The sequence below is a fragment of the Chryseobacterium subflavum genome (assembly GCF_055762745.1).
The window spans coordinates 701,485-717,554 of the sequence record NZ_JBVTMR010000002.1 but is presented as its reverse complement, the minus strand read 5'-3'; the positions used below and the strand labels follow the sequence as shown (position 1 = coordinate 717,554).

Genomic DNA, 16,070 nt, shown 5'->3' with positions numbered 1-16,070 from the left:
GATGGAATTTTTTTTAACAAAATGGTGATGAAAAAACAAAACAAATGTGTGGAATAGCAGGAATTATCAGCAATAATGCCAGAAATTATACAGAAGAAATCCAAAAAATGACTGATGCAATTGCACATCGTGGCCCGGATTCTTCCCATTATGAATTTTATGATCATATTGCTTTGGGACATCGCAGATTATCAATCATCGATTTATCTGAAAATGGAATACAACCCATGTACTCCAACACAAAAAACGAATGCATCGTTCTGAATGGTGAAATTTACGGTTATCTTGACATCAAAAAAAGGTATGCCGAGTATCCATACCATGGAAGTTCCGATACGGAGGTGATTTTAGCCATGTATCAAAGGAAGCAGGAAAACCTCATTCATGATCTTCCCGGGATGTTTGCATTTGCTATTTGGGATGAACAAAAGCAACAGTTGTTTTGCGCCCGTGATCGTTTTGGAGAAAAACCTTTCTTTTATGCTATTGGACATAACAATGAATTTATTTTTGCCTCAGAAATCAAAGCAATCCTTGCTTCCGGACTTATACAATCTAAGGTAAATCCTGATGCATTAGGACACTATCTCCAGAATGGATATGTAAACACATATCAAAGTATATATGCTAATATCTTTGCACTTCCTCCAGCCCATCAACTCATCTGGAAGGATGGAAAAATTGAAGTTTCACGCTATTATAATTTACCTGCGAAAGACAGAGTTATAAGCTTATCTGATGCTAAAGAAGAATTTTTATACCTTTTAAAAAATGCGGTTAAAAAACAGCTCATAGCAGATGTGGAAGTGGGAAGCTTTCTAAGTGGAGGACTCGACTCTTCCTCTATTGTTGCATTAGTTAATGAGTTTTTACCTAAACAAACTACTATTAGTTTTGGCTATGATCATAAAGATAGCGAGCTGAAATACGCAAAAGAGATTGCTGAAAAGTACAACACCAATCACATTGAAGTTCATGAAAAAAAACAGGATATAGCAGCGTCACTTTTAAAAGTTTCGCCCTTTCTGGATGAGCCCTTTGCTGATATTTCTTATCTCCCACATTATGAAATCTGTAAGAACGCAAGAAAGAATCTCACCGTTGTTCTATCAGGAGATGTTGGTGATGAATTATTCGGGGGATACCATTTTTATAAAGTTGAAGATCAACTAAGAAATCATTTTAGCTATAAAAACATCATCGCAAAATTTGGATTAAAGCTTTATCAGAATTTTAGAAAGACTTCTTTTGTTACCCAAAAGAATCTGCAATATTCTTCTGTTTTGGATTTTCATCAGAATTCTGTGAGAAATGCATTTAATAAAAATGAACAAAAGCTTTTGGGAATCTCAACAGATTATCATCAGTCTTATAGTTTTATTCCTGACCCTGATTCTCTGAATGATATTATGAGGGTAGATCTTGAAAATTATGTACCTGGCAATATGATGATGAAATCCGATAGGATGGCAATGGCTAATTCGCTGGAAGTTAGAACCCCTTTTCTCGATATGGATTTTGCTGAATTTTGCATCCAACTTCCGGAACAATTGAAATTAAAAGGTGATGACGATAAAATCATACTCCGTGAAGCTATGGGGTCGTATTGGACTGAGACTATAAGAAAACGGCATAAGCAAGGATTTGGAATGAGCATTAAGGCATGGTTTGAAGAAGAGTCACTCATTAACCTTTCCAACGACCTGCTCAAAGATCCTAATCAGAAAATCTTTGACTATATTGATTTTGATAATGCTCAAAAATTTCTGAATAACGATCATAAACATTGGAATTTATTACAGCTTGCTTTATGGGCTTATAACAATAAATCTATATTATGATGCTTGAAATCTCAGTAATTATTCCTGTATATAATGCAGCTGAGTTTTTAGAAAAATCAGTTCAGTCAGCATTACAATTTGAAGAAGTAAAAGAAGTTATTTTAGTCGAAGACAAATCAATTGACAATTCACTGCAAATCTGTAAAAAATTAGCTAGTGAAAACAACAAAATCATCCTTCTTCAACATCCTGATAAAGAAAATCATGGCGCTGCTGCCTCGAGAAATCTCGGGATGCAAAAATCCACAGGAGACTTTATCTCATTTTTAGATGCAGACGATTATTATTTACCCAATCGTTTCGATGCCGAAAAAGAAATATTTAAAGATCCTAAAATAGAGGGGATCTTTGGTGCTATTGGTATAGAATATCTAACCGAAAAGGGGAGACAGGAATTTCAGTCTAAGTTTAATGATACCTTTCTTACCACAGTAAATTATCCCGCAGAAGGCATGGAGGTTTTTAAAGGACTTCTTGGATTAACACCTAAAACTTTCGGTACGTTTTTTCACTTAAATGCACTCACTATAAGAAGACATCCTATCGATACACATAACCTCAGGTTCAATGAACTTCTAAGGGTTCACCAGGATTCGGATTTTATAATTAAACTGACTTATCATTGTTACTTAAAGTCCGGGATTATAGATAAACCTGTCGCCATTCGAGGCATACATGATGACAACAGAATCACTAAAATTATTAAATATTCTCCTCAATACAATCAAAGGCAACTTCTTTTCTGGAAATCATTATATGATTGGGCTGAGCAACAAAATATTTCCTCTGAATCCAAAGAAAAAATTTATTTAAAGTATAAGTCCTTTGATTTATCTCAAAAAACAGGACTCATAAAATATTATAATATCTTTATTGAAGCAATTAAAAACCCCAATATATTAAAAACACAATATCGATTTAACTATCAAAAATAGATGAAATGAAAATCTCAGTAATTATTCCTGTATATAACGCTGAAAAGTATGTTTCTCAGGCAGTGGAGTCAGCAATAGTGCATGATGAAGTATTCGAGGTGATTTTAGTAGAAGATGCATCACCGGATTCTTCTTTAGAAGTTTGTAAGGAATTAATCTCAAAGCATGATAAAGTTAAATTATACCAACATCCGGATAAAAAAAACCATGGAGCCGGCCCCAGTAGAAATCTTGGGATAGAAAAATCTACTGGAGACTTTATCGCCTTTTTAGATGCTGATGATTATTATCTCCCCAATCGTTTTGAAGCGGAAAAAAAGCTTTTTATAAATCCTGAAGTAGAAGGAGTTTATGGTGCAATCGGCGTTCATTATTATTCGGAAAAAGCAAAAGAACAGTATTATAAGCTTTTCAAAGACTCACTTACCACCGTATATAAAAAACATAGCCCAAAAGATGTTTTTCCCGGATTAATTCATAAACTTGGAAGTTTTGGACTCTTCAGTTTGGATGGGCTGACCATCAGAAAAGCTTCGATGATAAGAAAACTAAATCCATTATTTAAACCGATGAAGCTTCACGAAGACACGGAATTCTTATTTCGTTTGTCTTATTATCTTGAACTATATCCTGGAATTATTGAACAGGCAATAGCAATGAGAGGAGTACACGAAAGTAACAGAATTACTAAAGTAGATTCCAATAAAACCAAGCCTGCAATTTCAAGGACTATCCTCTGGAATGAAACTTATAAGTGGGCAAAAGATGAAGCAACCATATCTGATGATATTAAAATTCATATCAAGAGAATGCAGCGCAGTTTTGAAATTGCTAATGCCCCTAAACTAAAAAAATGGGGTATGATAATCAAATATTTAGTGACAGATTATGAAAGTATAAAGTCTGGATTATATAATATTAACTTCAGATATTCATTAATTTCGTAATCTTGTATAATATTATATCGTTTGCCTGTTTAAATTAATTGATCATAATGAAAATATCTGTCATTATACCTGTTTACAATGCAGAGAATTACATCTCTCAAGCTGTGCAATCAGCTCTTCAGTTTGAAGAAGTATTTGAAGTAATTCTTGTGGAAGATAAATCTCCGGATAATGCATTGGTCGTTTGTCAAAGACTGGTGGAAGAGCATGACAGAGTAAAATTATATCAGCACCCTGATAAACAAAATCATGGTGCCGGAGCATCTAGAAACCTGGGAATCCAAAATGCCACAGGTGATTTTATCGCCTTTTTAGATGCAGACGATTATTACTTACCCAATCGTTTTGATGCAGAAAAAGAGCTTTTTCAAAATCCTGATGTTGAGGGGGTATATGGAGCAATTGGTGTACACTATTATTCAGAAAAAGCTAGGGAACAATACTATAAGGTTTTTGAAGACCGCCTGACCACTGTTTATAAAAGACATAATCCCCAAGATGTATTTCCCGGCCTTCTTAATATGAAAGGAAGTTTTGGTCTTTTTAGTCTGGATGGATTAACAATAAGGAAAAGTGCTTTATCAAAAGTAGGACAATTATTCAAAACTCAATTAAGACTTCATCAGGATACTGAATTCATCTTCAGACTATCGTTCTATCTCCGCCTTTATTCTGGGCTATTGAATACTGCAGTTGCAGTAAGAGGAGTTCATGAAAATAACAGAATTACACAGGTAGACGTTGGTAAAATAAAACCTTCATCCACCAGAATTATGCTCTGGAGAGAAGTCAATAATTGGGCACAGCATGAAAATTTGATTTCAAATGATATAAAGAAACATATTGAAAGGACTCTCCGAAGTTACCAGATTGCAGAAGCTTCTGTTCCCAGAAAATGGGGGATGATCACAAAATATTTGTTTACAGATTTCCGAAGCATTAAATCTGGATTGTATAATATTAACTTTAGAAAGTATTTACTTTAGTATCTTTTTAATATATCAAAATTTCATTACTATAAGAAAATAATCTATACTATTGTTCTGATATAATTTACTTGATAAAAATTCCTACAAACTTATTATCCATTTCAATAATGGTCGTTTCAATATTATTTTTTTCACAGAAATCCTGATAGGCTGAATTATCACCGATATCATCACTAATAAACACTCCTCCACTCCTTAAATGGGAATAGAGCTCATTATAAGCCCATGACATCCCGTTATAACTCTTGTCTGAATCGTAATGAATAACATCAAAAATTTTATTCTCAACAAAAATTTTCGGCAAAGATTCTTTATCTGCAAAACGGAATAGTTTCCAGTTTCTTTTAAGATTTTCAGGAACTACATATCCAACATATTGATCTCCATTTTGTCCCAGGTAAGGCATATCGGAACTGTACAAGGTTCCATTTCTTTTTTCCAGAGAAAGCAATGATGCCAATGAGGACCATCCATAGGCTACTCCTGTTTCTACTACATTTTTCGCCTGCGAAAATTCACATGCATAATAAATAAGTTCTAAGGCTCCAGGTCCTCCCATTTTTATTGGACACTCCTTCTCTCGTTGCACAGCATAATCTAAAATTTCACGATAACTGGATTCAAATGAAAATGTATTTATGCCAAAAAGCTTTGTTATAGCATCTCTCTGGGAAATTGCTTTTGATCTTGCCCAAAAATTTGTTTTTTCCTTTCCTTTAAACGCATTATTTCGGTTAACTGTATTTTTTAAAATTTTCCTACCCAGTTCAGGATAGAGATCCGGCCTTTTAAGATAGGCTACAAATGTTGTAAAAACTCTTTTTAATTCTCCCATCGTGTTACTTTACACAAAAATATATTTTTTTTTAGTTACATTTGTTTAAACTAAAATCAATTTTAGTACTCAAATGATAAAAATTAGTGTAAGGTACTTGCAAAAGATCTGCCAATAATTTTATAAAAAAATAAACAAAGATAAAAGAATGCTTTCCCGATTTTTTGAAACTCTTCAAAGAAAAAAACAAATTACTATCCTTCACAAACATCCCAAAGTAATTTTAGGAAGTATAAAACTGGGGATTTCTAATCACTTTATCATCTATAAAAACATTGGAAAAGCAATTTTTGGTAAAAATATTAATTTCAGAAATTACATTCATATTTTAGTTAAGGATGAAGGAATCCTTGAAATTGGGGATAATGTTTTTATGAATAATTTTTGCTCTATCAATTGTTTAGACCACATCTCTATCGGTGAAAATACTTTGTTTGGTGAAAATGTAAAATTATATGACCATAACCATGCACACCAAAGTATACCGGAATTCAAAATTTTCCATAATGAGTTTACAAAAGCTCCTATAAAAATTGGGAAAAACTGTTGGTTAGGAAGCAATGTTACTATATTAAAAGGTGTAAATATCGGCGATAACTGTATAATAGGAGCAGGCTGCACCATATATAAAGATATTCCTGCTAATACAACAGTCCTTAATAAGCAGGAATTAATTTTCAAATCATAAAAAAATGAAATTTTCAGTTCTTATAGCACATTATAACAATGGTAATTACTTTAAAGATTGCTATGAAAGTCTTCAACAACAAACCTATACGAACTGGGAAGCTATCATAGTGGATGATTGTTCTGATGATACCGAGAAAGAAATGATAAAATCCCTGATATCCGATGACAGTAGGTTTTTGTTTTTTGAAAATGAGACCAATAAGGGAGTAGGCTATACCAAACGAAAATGCGCCGAACTTGCCACTGGTGAGATCTGTGGATTTGTGGATCCCGATGATGCCATTTTTCCGACAGCTATCGAAGAGTCAATAGAAGTTTTCAAACAGAAAAAAAATGTAGTCCTTACCTATTCCAGATTTTTATCATGTGATCAGAACTTAAATATTCTTTATCCTTTTAAATCTGCAAAACAGATCCTAAATAATGATCCTTATTTTTTTAATTATCCAATCCAGATTGCTCATTTTGTAGCATTCAGACGAGAAATATATTTAAAAACTGAAGGTATTGATTCTACATTAAAGAGTGCCGTTGATCAGGACCTATATTTAAAAATATTAGACTTTGGTGACGCATACTTTATTGCCAAGGATCTATATAAATACAGACTTCATCCTAATGGGGTATCTCAGGCAACATCAAAAGGAAAGGCTAAAGACTCATTTGCAAAAGTTATTTTTAATACATTCAAAAGAAGAAATATTATATCTATAAATGGGCGAGCTGTTCCCCAGGTTTATCAAAATGCTGAAGAGGTTTTCAGTTTACTTGATTATCAAACCAAAATGGCACACAGATTAAAGATTAAAATATTAACATTTTTGCAGAAAAATTAATATACTTGAAACTAAACACACTTCATAGAAAAAATTATCTATACAAAAGTTCAGAATAATGGAGCATAATAAAAAAATAAAAGTTCTTTTCAGACATCGCTCTATGGAGATTGGCGGTGTGGAAAAAGTAGTATTAAGTATGCTCAACAACCTGAACAAGGATAAATTTGAGCTCACAATATGCTTAAGCCTTAATCAGGGAGAGTTACGGAATGAGTTTCCTGACAACATTAGAAAAGTTTACATCGCGGAAGGGAAAGAAGATTTCTCAAAAAATCCGATTATTCAAAAAATTCAACTGGCTAGAAGAAAATTTAGACTTAATAAGATCGACAAAAATCCCAGGCTTACGGATGGGATTTTAAAAGATCAATATGATGTAGAGATTGCAACTACATACGGCATTTATAAAGCCGTTCTAAACTCCACAAATAAAGAATCTAAAAAGATTGCATGGCTTCATTCAGATCTTTCATTGGAAGGCTTTGCTCCTTACCGTGAGGAAATCTTTAAAAACATGCAACAGTTTGATTATATCATTTATGGTTCACAGCAATGTAAAGATATATTGACTGAAAAATTTCCGGACCTTAAGTTGCCTCCGGGCGAAGTTGTTCTGAATGCTATCCCCATAAAAGAGCTAAAAGCAAAAGCAAAAGCATTCATTCCTGAATTTGAAGAGCTCCCTACTTTTGTATCAGTGGGCAGACTGCACTATAGAAAAGGATACAGAACATTATTGGAGACTCACAAAAAACTAATTGATGACGGGTTTGATCATCGTATTGTTGTTATTGGTGATGGAGAGGATTATGAACTTCTTTCCAAAAGGATTGAGGAATTAAATGTAAAAAATTCTTTCAAGCTATTAGGTACCCAAATGAATCCATACCCATACGTTTCCAATGCAGATTTTTATATCATGCCGTCGGAAAGCGAAGGATGGCCATTAATTATTGCGGAAACCCTGATTCTCCAGAAACCCATACTAGCAACCAACGTGGGGGGAATTCCTGAAATGATTACCCATAAAGAATCCGGTTACCTGACAGATTATTCCCAGGAAGGTCTGTACAACGGTATCAGGGAATTTTTAACCAACAAAGAGCTTGTCCAACATATACAGGACAACCTGAAGGATATTGAAAAGCGCTTTGATAATGAAAAGATTTTCAAAAGTGTGGAAAATATTATCGAGAATCTATATCAAAGTAAAATTAAAAACCAATAACTCTTAAGTATATCATAACACAAGTTGCAAAAGATGAATTCCTTTATTGAAAATTTATACCAATCTTTTCTCCTCAACAACAAACAAGTTTGCTTAAGCATAGAGGATAAAGAATACACCTATGAGGAAGTCTTAAATCTGACCCATCAAATAAGATATCAGCTACAAACCATAAATTCTCAAAACGTAGGAATCTATCTCACTGATGATGTATACATGTATGCTTCAATTCTTGCAGTTTGGTTTGCAGGAAAAACATACGTTCCCATACATCCAGAATTTCCTTTCAGCAAGAATATGAATGTTATTCAGCAAGCGGATATAGAAGCAATCCTTACATCAGCTGAAATAACAGAGAACTATGAAACTAAGCTGATTGACACAAAAAAGATGGCTGAAGGGGTACTTTCTACACTACCTCAAGAGTCTTCCATAGATAATAACGCCTATATCCTCTTCACTTCCGGAAGTACAGGAAAGCCAAAAGGTGTTCCTATCAGGTTCTCCAATTTATACTATTTCTCTGATGCTTTCCATTCAACTTTTGGAAAATTAAATTCTGAGGATCGTGTGCTGCAAATGTTTGAGCTTACATTTGACCTTTCGGTAATGAGTTATCTGATTCCCTGGTTAAACGGAGCAACGGTTGTTGGTCTTCATAAAAAAGAAACTAAGTTTTTGCAGATCCTGGACCTGTTAGAAGCAGATAAAATTACGATAGCCTTAATGGTTCCAAGCATCTTAAATCTGATCATACCTTACCTTGATCCCGAAATAAAAAATAAAAGCTTAAGGCTAAATTTATTTTGTGGTGAGGCATTATTGACAAAGCAGATTACCGGGTGGAAAGATTTCGTACCCAATGCCAGTATCTACAATGTATATGGACCAACAGAAAATACAATTTTCTGCACTCATTATAAAGTGGAAGACCCGATAAAAGAAAAAAATGGCATCATAAGTATCGGAAAATCGGTTATCAACTCTACAATGAGCTTTTCTGACAATGAAATGAATGAAGGAGAACTTTTATTATCCGGAAAATTGTTGGCAAATTCTTATTGGAAAAATGAAGAAAAAACAAAAGAAGCATTTATTCAAAGAGATCATACAACTTTCTACAGGACAGGGGATTGGTGCGTAAAAGATAATGAAGGAGATTATTTCTATCTGAACAGGATCGATTTTCAGGCTAAGATCAATGGTTTCAGAGTAGAGTTAGCAGAAATCGAATATTTTTCAAATGAAAAACTGGAAAATGCAATCAGTGTTGCTGTTATTCACAAGGACAAAAACAATAATGATATTCTCGTCTTGTTTATCAATGAGCCAAGTATCAATGAAGATTTAATTCTTTCTCACCTGAAAGATAATCTTCCGGAATATTGTATTCCTTCAAAAATCATTAAACTCGAAAAGTTTCCGGTCAATACATCCGGAAAAATAGACCGAAACGAATTAAAAAAGACTTTGTTATGATCAGCATCAGAAAAGCCACAAAAGATGACATTCCCTTGATCATAAAAGGAATATTAGCCATTGAGAGCCATCCAATATCACTGTCTGATACTTACAGCAATATTTTCGGAAGCGACATTGATACGACTAAAGAATATCTTAATCAATTTTTTTTAGATGATGAGAACTTCGATACTGAATTATCTCTGAATACATATACCATAGCAGAAGTGGATAGGATAGCTGCAGGATGTTGTGCACTGATCCTTACCAATGTCAATTACTATCAGAATAAAAGTGAATTATTTCCGATTCATCTGAAAGGTGATCATTTATCTTCATTCATACATAAGGCAAAAAACTTACCTGAGACCAAAAGTTATTCTGAAAACAAATACCTGATCCAATATGTTTTTGTAGATGATCTCTTCAGAGGAAAAGGGGTGGCGGAATTTTTATTAAAGCACATCATTTCGGAGATGAAAAATCTTACTGATGAACTTTACATAGATGTACTAGAGAGCAGCCCGCATCTTATACAATACTATGCTAAATTTGGATTTTCCAAATATGAAACAATGGAAATAGACACTCAGGAAAATAAAGTTTACCCCAGTATCAAAAAGGTTATTCTGAAAAAGAATTTAAAAGACTAGTCGAACTTCTCTTTTCCTATGGCTTCCGTTAAATCTTTTATAGTATTAATACTTCTGAAAGATCTTGGATTAAGGCTTACGCCAAATTGATTTTCAACCAACTGCATAACCAAAACTGCTGACAGAGATCCATAGCTCTCTAATTCCTTAAAATGCGTATCCGCAGTTATTGTAGTTTTTTCGTTAAGTTCTTGCTGAAGCAGTTCGCAAAAATGTTCGATCTTCATTGTGTTATATATTTGGAGGGACAAATTTATAAAATAATTTCTAACTTTGTTTTACTATGATGATATATAAGATTATTAATAAAATATCTACCCTTACTCAGGATTTCCAACATTCCGTTTACCTTAAAATATGCAAAAACAGCGGGCTAAAATTAGGAAAGAATGTAGTGATACGAAATAATGTTTCCTTTGGCTCCGAACCATTTCTCGTGGAAATTGGAGATGATACAAGAATTGCCTCTGGGGTAACGTTTGTAACTCATTCAGGAGCTACTGCCAATATCAGGAAGCTGGAAGGCTATGAAGAGGTAAGAAATTTCGGATGGATAAAAGTTGGGAAAAACTGTGCCATCGGTAGCAATTCGGTAATATTACAAAATGTTGAGATAGGAGATAATTGTGTTCTCGGAGCTAATTCAGTTTTGTCCGAATCAATGCCTGAACATACTGTCTACGCAGGAAATCCCGCCAAATATGTTTGCGAAATAGAAGATTATGCTGATGTTCTAAAAAAAACCACGATTGACTATCCTATCCATCTTGAAAAGAATAGAAAAGAGCTTAACCAGTGGCTGAAATTGAATTTACCTCAAAAGTTCAAAACTTCGAAATAGTGCCTAAGAAAAAGATCCTTATCAGAATTGGTTCCCTACGTCACGGCGGCGCAGAAAAAGTACTTGTAACTTTTCTAAAAAATTTACCTTCTGATCGCTATGAAATTGATTTACTCTTAAATTTATACTCTGGAAAGTATTTACCGGAAGTCCCGGATTGGATCAATGTCATTTACCTTAATAAAGGTGAAATGATCACTACAAACCGTATACAGGATATTCCTAAAAAAGCAATCCGTGTTATTTATCAGAAATCACTAAACCGATTTCCGTCTCTTCTTTACAATGGTAAATTAAAAAATAAAAAATACGACATTGAGTTTGCCGCTATCCACGGAATGCGGGATGAAATTCTAAATTCTCCTCTTCAATCATCTAAAAAAATCGTCTGGATCCATAATGATTTATCACAAGTCAAAGGATATACCCATGATGAAATCCGTAAATTTTTCGGATTTGATAAAATACTGGTTATTTCTGAAAAGATTGAACAGCTATTTTATAAGGCAGCAAAAAATGAATCGGAGAAACACAAAATTATTAAGATCTACAACCCTCTTGACACAGAGGAAATTCTACAAAAAGCAGAAAAATCAATTGATGATTACAGCTTTGATTCGTCTGTACCCACTTTTGTTTCCGTGGGAACCGTATTTCCACAAAAAGGATTTGACAGACTTTTAAAAGTTCACCAAAGACTTATTGATGAAGGCTTAAAACATAGGATTTTAATTATCGGAGACGGATATGATTTTGAAAACATCAAAAAATTGAAATCGGAACTTGGAATAGATGAAACGGCAACCATGCTAGGATTTACGGACAACCCTTATCCCTACTTCAAAAGTGCCGACTTTTATATTTTAAGTTCAAGATATGAAGGTTTTCCTACGGTTTTATTTGAGGCCATAACTTTAAAAAAGAAAATTATTGCTACAGATGTTTCCGGGGTAGAGGAAATGTTGAACAACGGGGAACTTGGTATGATCGTAGATAATTCCGAAGAAGGCATCTACTCCGGAATGAAGCAGGCTTTATTACATCCAGATACTTTTCTACAATATAAAGAGGCTTTGAATAATTACCTTATGCCTTTTAACCTTAAAAATTCCGTACAGAAAATAACCCGTATTTTAGATGAGTTATAAATAAATTTATCTTTCTAACCCTACATATAATTTATATGCCAGATCAATATACTACTATCCAAAAAGACTTCTACCGCGAAAATGGAAAATGGCTTTCTAAATTTGAGATGTGGGCTAAATGTGTAAACCCCAACCTCCATTTTATTTATATACTTAGAAAAGCCCAATCCTACAAAAAGAAATCCCTTGCCGGAGCATTCTGGAGATTTGTATTAAGGCACCACCAGATAAAGTATGGGTTTCAGATCTATCCGGAAACCCAAATTGGAGAAGGGTTTTACTTAGGACATTGGGGAAGTTTGGTCATTAATCCTAAAACCAAGATCGGAATTAATTGTAACATTGCCCAAGGTGTAACCATTGGCCAGCAAAACCGGGGGAAAAACACAGGAATTCCGGCTATTGGAAATGAAGTATGGATAGGCGCTAACGCTGTAATCGTAGGTGGAATTACTATTGGAGACAATGTACTAATTGCACCCAACTCCTATGTTAACTTTGATATTCCTTCCAATTCTGTAGTTGTAGGTAATCCTGGAAAAATATATCCCAAAGAAGATGCTACGGAGGGATATATCAATAACAAAGTATAAAATTTCCGCTTTGCTGAAAAGCATGTTTTAAGCATTTAAGAATATTTTAATTCTTAAATCCACACATTCTGTCTAATTGTTCGTATTTTTATTTAGATTTTTGTTCCGTTTAAATTTTGAAAAAGTCAATAATTAGTATTAAAAATAAGATATAATGCCTGATTTTAAAGCAGATGTATGATTTTAAGCATATTTTAATATTAAACTTTGTTAAAAGAGATCAACTTTTCATCAAAAATTATATTTTTGCATAATTATTGATTTGATCTATTGGATTTGAAAATAATTTAAACGAAATGAATAATTATAAACCTTAAAAATTTATTTTATGTCCCAATCGTACGAAGTTATTTTTGAAAACAACAAAAAATGGGTCGAATCCAAAATTTCACAGGATCCGGCTTTCTTTGAAGAATTAGCCAAAACCCAACATCCGGACTACCTATATATAGGGTGCTCGGACAGTAGGGCGACAGCTGAAGAATTAATGGGAGCTAAACCTGGAGAAGTTTTTGTCCACAGAAACATTGCCAATGTTGTAAATACTTTGGATATGAGTTCTACAGCGGTTATTCAATATGCGGTAGAACATTTAAAAGTAAAACACATTATTGTTTGTGGGCATTATAATTGTGGTGGAGTAAAAGCAGCGATGACCCCTCAGGATTTAGGATTATTAAATCCCTGGCTTAGAAATATTCGCGATGTTTACAGATTACACCAGACTGAACTGGATTCAATTCAGGATGAAGGAAAACGTTATGACAGGCTTGTAGAACTTAATGTTCAGGAGCAATGTATCAACGTAATCAAAATGGCCTGTGTTCAGGAGAGATACATATTAGAAGAGTATCCTATAGTTCATGGCTGGGTTTTCGACCTTCGAACCGGAAAAATTATTGATCTGGACATTGACTTTGAAAAGGTTTTGAAAGACATCCAGAAAATATATAATCTAACCGAATCAGACTGGGTCATGAACAGAAAAACAAAATAGTTTTTCCAAAAAAGAGTGAAATGAAATTCTGGAGTATTATTGTATTGACGGTTTTCCTAAACTTTACAGCCTTGCCGAGCATTGCTGCAGTAGCGGGCTGGGATTTACTGAGAACCAATATAATAGTCAATGAAGAAGAACCACACTCCCATCCTACTTCTTTTACAGTGTACGAAAAAACACTTCCTAAAACATTAGATGTATTTGATTATCTCAAGTTCTTTGAACCGGACGTAAAAGACAGATCTTTTGTATTGGTGGATGATGATTTTCACCTGTCTCCCTTATTAACCATATTTTCTCCGCCTCCCGAAGCTTAATTTTTATAGTTAGAGTTTTTTGATACCTATTCCTTATCAACTTTTTTGATAATGAATACATACGTGCTTTAAAAATTAAATTTTCAATCTTTATAACTAGCTTATTTAAAGACAAATATGCTGGTTATATCTCACAGCTTCACATCATGAAAAAGACATCATTAATAGGAGGAATCAAGGAAAATTTCCCTTCAGGACTCGTGGTATTCTTAGTAGCACTTCCTCTTTGTTTAGGAATTGCTTTAGCATCAGGTGCACCTCCTTTATCCGGAATTATCGCCGGTATCGTAGGTGGCCTGGTCGTAGGAACAATAAGTAATTCAAACATTTCTGTTTCCGGCCCTGCAGCTGGTTTAACAGCAATTGTTTTAACAGCCATTACAGATCTTGGCGCCTTTGAATTGTTTCTTTGTGCAGGAATTATTGCAGGATTTATTCAATTGATTTTAGGGTTTGCAAGAGCTGGAAGTATTTCCAACTACTTCCCTAATAATGTAATTGAGGGAATGCTTGCGGCAATAGGAATTATTATTATCCTAAAACAGATTCCCCATGCATTAGGATTCGATAAAGACTACGAAGGACATGAATCTATTTTCGACAATGGCTTAAACTTTAATTACTTTACCGAGCTTTTCGGGGCCATACATCCGGGAGCCGTTCTTGTAACAGTAGTATCAGTGAGTATTCTTCTGCTTTGGGATAAAGTTCCCGCACTTAGGAGAATGAAGATGCTTCCTGGAGCATTGGTTGCCGTAGTTACAGGAATCCTATTAAATGAAACTTTTAAAATGACTGGAAGCCCACTGGCCATAAAAACAGAACACTTGGTTTCATTACCTGTTCCAAAATCCATTGATGATTTTAAAAATTTAATCTTATTACCGGATTTTACCGGATTTACAAATCCCAAAGTATGGATCGCGGGTGCAACGATCGCTATTGTTGCCTCCATTGAGACCTTGCTTTGTATTGAAGCATCTGACAGGCTGGACAGACAGAGAAGAATAACAGATACCAATTTAGAACTTAAAGCACAGGGAATCGGAAACCTTGTCAGCTCATTTATCGGCGGACTACCTATGACCTCCGTTGTTGTAAGAAGCTCGGCAAATGCTAATGCAGGGGCAACATCAAAGCTCTCAGCAATGATTCACGGTGTTCTGCTTCTGGTATGCGTACTGACCATACCATTTCTACTTAATTTAATACCCTTGGCAACTTTAGCCGCCGTATTAATTTTAGTAGGATATAAATTAGCAAAACCGGCTACATTCAAACATTTCTGGCATTTGGGAAAATTTCAGTTTATCCCTTTTTTAGCAACAGTTGTAGCTGTTGTGGCAACAGACTTGTTAAAAGGAGTTGGAATAGGTCTTGCCATTTCCATTTTCTACATCCTCCAGGGAAATATGAAAAGAGCATATTACCTTAGTAGGGAGAATCTGGATGATGCAGACGAAATCAATATCAAACTGGCTGAAGAAGTTTCTTTTTTAAACAAAGCAGCCATCAAAAAAACACTTAAAAATATAAAACCTAATTCTGCAGTAACCATCGATGCCAGGGATACTTCATATATAGCGACAGACGTTTTAGAAATGATCCAGGATTTTGCCAACATCCGCGCAAAAGAAGAGGATATAACGGTAGAGCTTCTGGGCTTCAAAACCTCGTACAGAGATTACGAAAAAAATGAAGATTCACACATACTGGTTACACACAGAAGAGCTATGTAAGCTCATTTATCAAC

Annotated in this window: 17 protein-coding genes; 15 read left to right on the top strand and 2 right to left on the bottom strand. The window is 34.3% G+C overall.

The window, feature by feature from the left end; all coding sequences use genetic code 11:
- The first annotated feature begins 44 nt into the window (after positions 1 to 44).
- Genes asnB through AC0INN_RS12580 form a run of 4 tightly spaced genes read left to right on the top strand, consistent with a single transcriptional unit; the run spans position 45 to position 4,709 of the window.
- The gene (asnB, locus tag AC0INN_RS12595) at positions 45 to 1,841 is read left to right on the top strand and encodes an asparagine synthase (glutamine-hydrolyzing) (protein WP_306613433.1); all 1,797 of its coding nucleotides are present in this window, start codon (positions 45 to 47) and stop codon (positions 1,839 to 1,841) included.
- Entirely contained in the window at positions 1,838 to 2,776 is a 939-nt protein-coding gene (locus AC0INN_RS12590; protein WP_273650474.1) for a glycosyltransferase family 2 protein, read from the top strand. Before asnB ends, AC0INN_RS12590 begins: the two co-directional genes overlap by 4 nt.
- Before the next feature lie 5 nt (positions 2,777 to 2,781).
- Entirely contained in the window at positions 2,782 to 3,723 is a 942-nt protein-coding gene (locus tag AC0INN_RS12585) for a glycosyltransferase family 2 protein (protein ID WP_273650473.1), read from the top strand.
- Positions 3,724 to 3,770: 47 nt separating this feature from the next.
- Positions 3,771 to 4,709 (top strand): glycosyltransferase family 2 protein, encoded by a 939-nt coding sequence (locus tag AC0INN_RS12580; RefSeq protein WP_273650472.1) that lies wholly within the window; start codon positions 3,771 to 3,773, stop codon positions 4,707 to 4,709.
- Positions 4,710 to 4,776: 67 nt separating this feature from the next.
- Here the strand turns inward: AC0INN_RS12580 and AC0INN_RS12575 are convergent, their stop codons facing one another.
- Positions 4,777 to 5,547, bottom strand: a complete 771-nt coding sequence (locus AC0INN_RS12575) for a class I SAM-dependent methyltransferase (protein WP_273650471.1) — start codon at positions 5,545 to 5,547, stop codon at positions 4,777 to 4,779.
- Between the two features lie 148 nt (positions 5,548 to 5,695).
- Between AC0INN_RS12575 and AC0INN_RS12570 the strand changes: the two genes are divergently transcribed.
- Genes AC0INN_RS12570 through AC0INN_RS12550 form a run of 5 tightly spaced genes read left to right on the top strand, consistent with a single transcriptional unit; the run spans position 5,696 to position 10,418 of the window.
- Positions 5,696 to 6,235, top strand: a complete 540-nt coding sequence (locus AC0INN_RS12570) for an acyltransferase (protein ID WP_172282319.1) — start codon at positions 5,696 to 5,698, stop codon at positions 6,233 to 6,235.
- 4 nt (positions 6,236 to 6,239) lie between these two features.
- Positions 6,240 to 7,073, top strand: coding sequence for a glycosyltransferase family 2 protein (locus tag AC0INN_RS12565; protein ID WP_273650470.1), 834 nt, complete (start codon positions 6,240 to 6,242; stop codon positions 7,071 to 7,073).
- Between the two features lie 58 nt (positions 7,074 to 7,131).
- On the top strand, positions 7,132 to 8,304 hold the full coding sequence (locus AC0INN_RS12560; RefSeq protein ID WP_273650469.1) for a glycosyltransferase: 1,173 nt from the start codon (positions 7,132 to 7,134) through the stop codon (positions 8,302 to 8,304).
- A gap of 33 nt (positions 8,305 to 8,337) precedes the next feature.
- The gene (locus AC0INN_RS12555; RefSeq protein WP_273650468.1) at positions 8,338 to 9,783 is read left to right on the top strand and encodes an AMP-binding protein; all 1,446 of its coding nucleotides are present in this window, start codon (positions 8,338 to 8,340) and stop codon (positions 9,781 to 9,783) included.
- Positions 9,780 to 10,418: a GNAT family N-acetyltransferase gene (locus tag AC0INN_RS12550; protein WP_306613429.1), complete on the top strand. Its 639-nt coding sequence runs from the start codon at positions 9,780 to 9,782 to the stop codon at positions 10,416 to 10,418. Before AC0INN_RS12555 ends, AC0INN_RS12550 begins: the two co-directional genes overlap by 4 nt.
- On the opposite strand, the gene AC0INN_RS12545 is transcribed toward AC0INN_RS12550, so the two are convergent.
- On the bottom strand, positions 10,415 to 10,645 hold the full coding sequence (locus AC0INN_RS12545; protein ID WP_172282309.1) for an acyl carrier protein: 231 nt from the start codon (positions 10,643 to 10,645) through the stop codon (positions 10,415 to 10,417). The genes AC0INN_RS12550 and AC0INN_RS12545 overlap by 4 nt on opposite strands.
- A gap of 56 nt (positions 10,646 to 10,701) precedes the next feature.
- On the opposite strand from AC0INN_RS12545, the gene AC0INN_RS12540 reads away from it, so the two are divergent.
- The 6 genes from AC0INN_RS12540 (at position 10,702) to AC0INN_RS12515 (ending at position 16,056) form a co-directional block, all read left to right on the top strand.
- On the top strand, positions 10,702 to 11,259 hold the full coding sequence (locus AC0INN_RS12540) for an acyltransferase (RefSeq protein WP_273650466.1): 558 nt from the start codon (positions 10,702 to 10,704) through the stop codon (positions 11,257 to 11,259).
- Positions 11,259 to 12,407, top strand: coding sequence for a glycosyltransferase (locus AC0INN_RS12535; protein WP_273650465.1), 1,149 nt, complete (start codon positions 11,259 to 11,261; stop codon positions 12,405 to 12,407). The genes AC0INN_RS12540 and AC0INN_RS12535 overlap by 1 nt, the downstream gene beginning before the upstream one ends.
- Positions 12,408 to 12,442: 35 nt before the next feature.
- Positions 12,443 to 13,000, top strand: coding sequence for a serine acetyltransferase (locus tag AC0INN_RS12530; protein ID WP_273650464.1), 558 nt, complete (start codon positions 12,443 to 12,445; stop codon positions 12,998 to 13,000).
- Between the two features lie 328 nt (positions 13,001 to 13,328).
- Positions 13,329 to 13,997, top strand: a complete 669-nt coding sequence (locus AC0INN_RS12525) for a carbonic anhydrase (protein ID WP_273650463.1) — start codon at positions 13,329 to 13,331, stop codon at positions 13,995 to 13,997.
- Between the two features lie 20 nt (positions 13,998 to 14,017).
- Complete coding sequence (locus tag AC0INN_RS12520) at positions 14,018 to 14,317, top strand: hypothetical protein (RefSeq protein WP_172282300.1); 300 nt, start codon at positions 14,018 to 14,020, stop codon at positions 14,315 to 14,317.
- Positions 14,318 to 14,463: 146 nt separating this feature from the next.
- Positions 14,464 to 16,056 carry a SulP family inorganic anion transporter gene (locus AC0INN_RS12515; protein ID WP_172282299.1) on the top strand — a complete coding sequence of 531 codons (1,593 nt, stop codon included), beginning with the start codon at positions 14,464 to 14,466 and terminating at the stop codon, positions 16,054 to 16,056.
- The last annotated feature ends 14 nt before the right edge of the window (positions 16,057 to 16,070 follow it).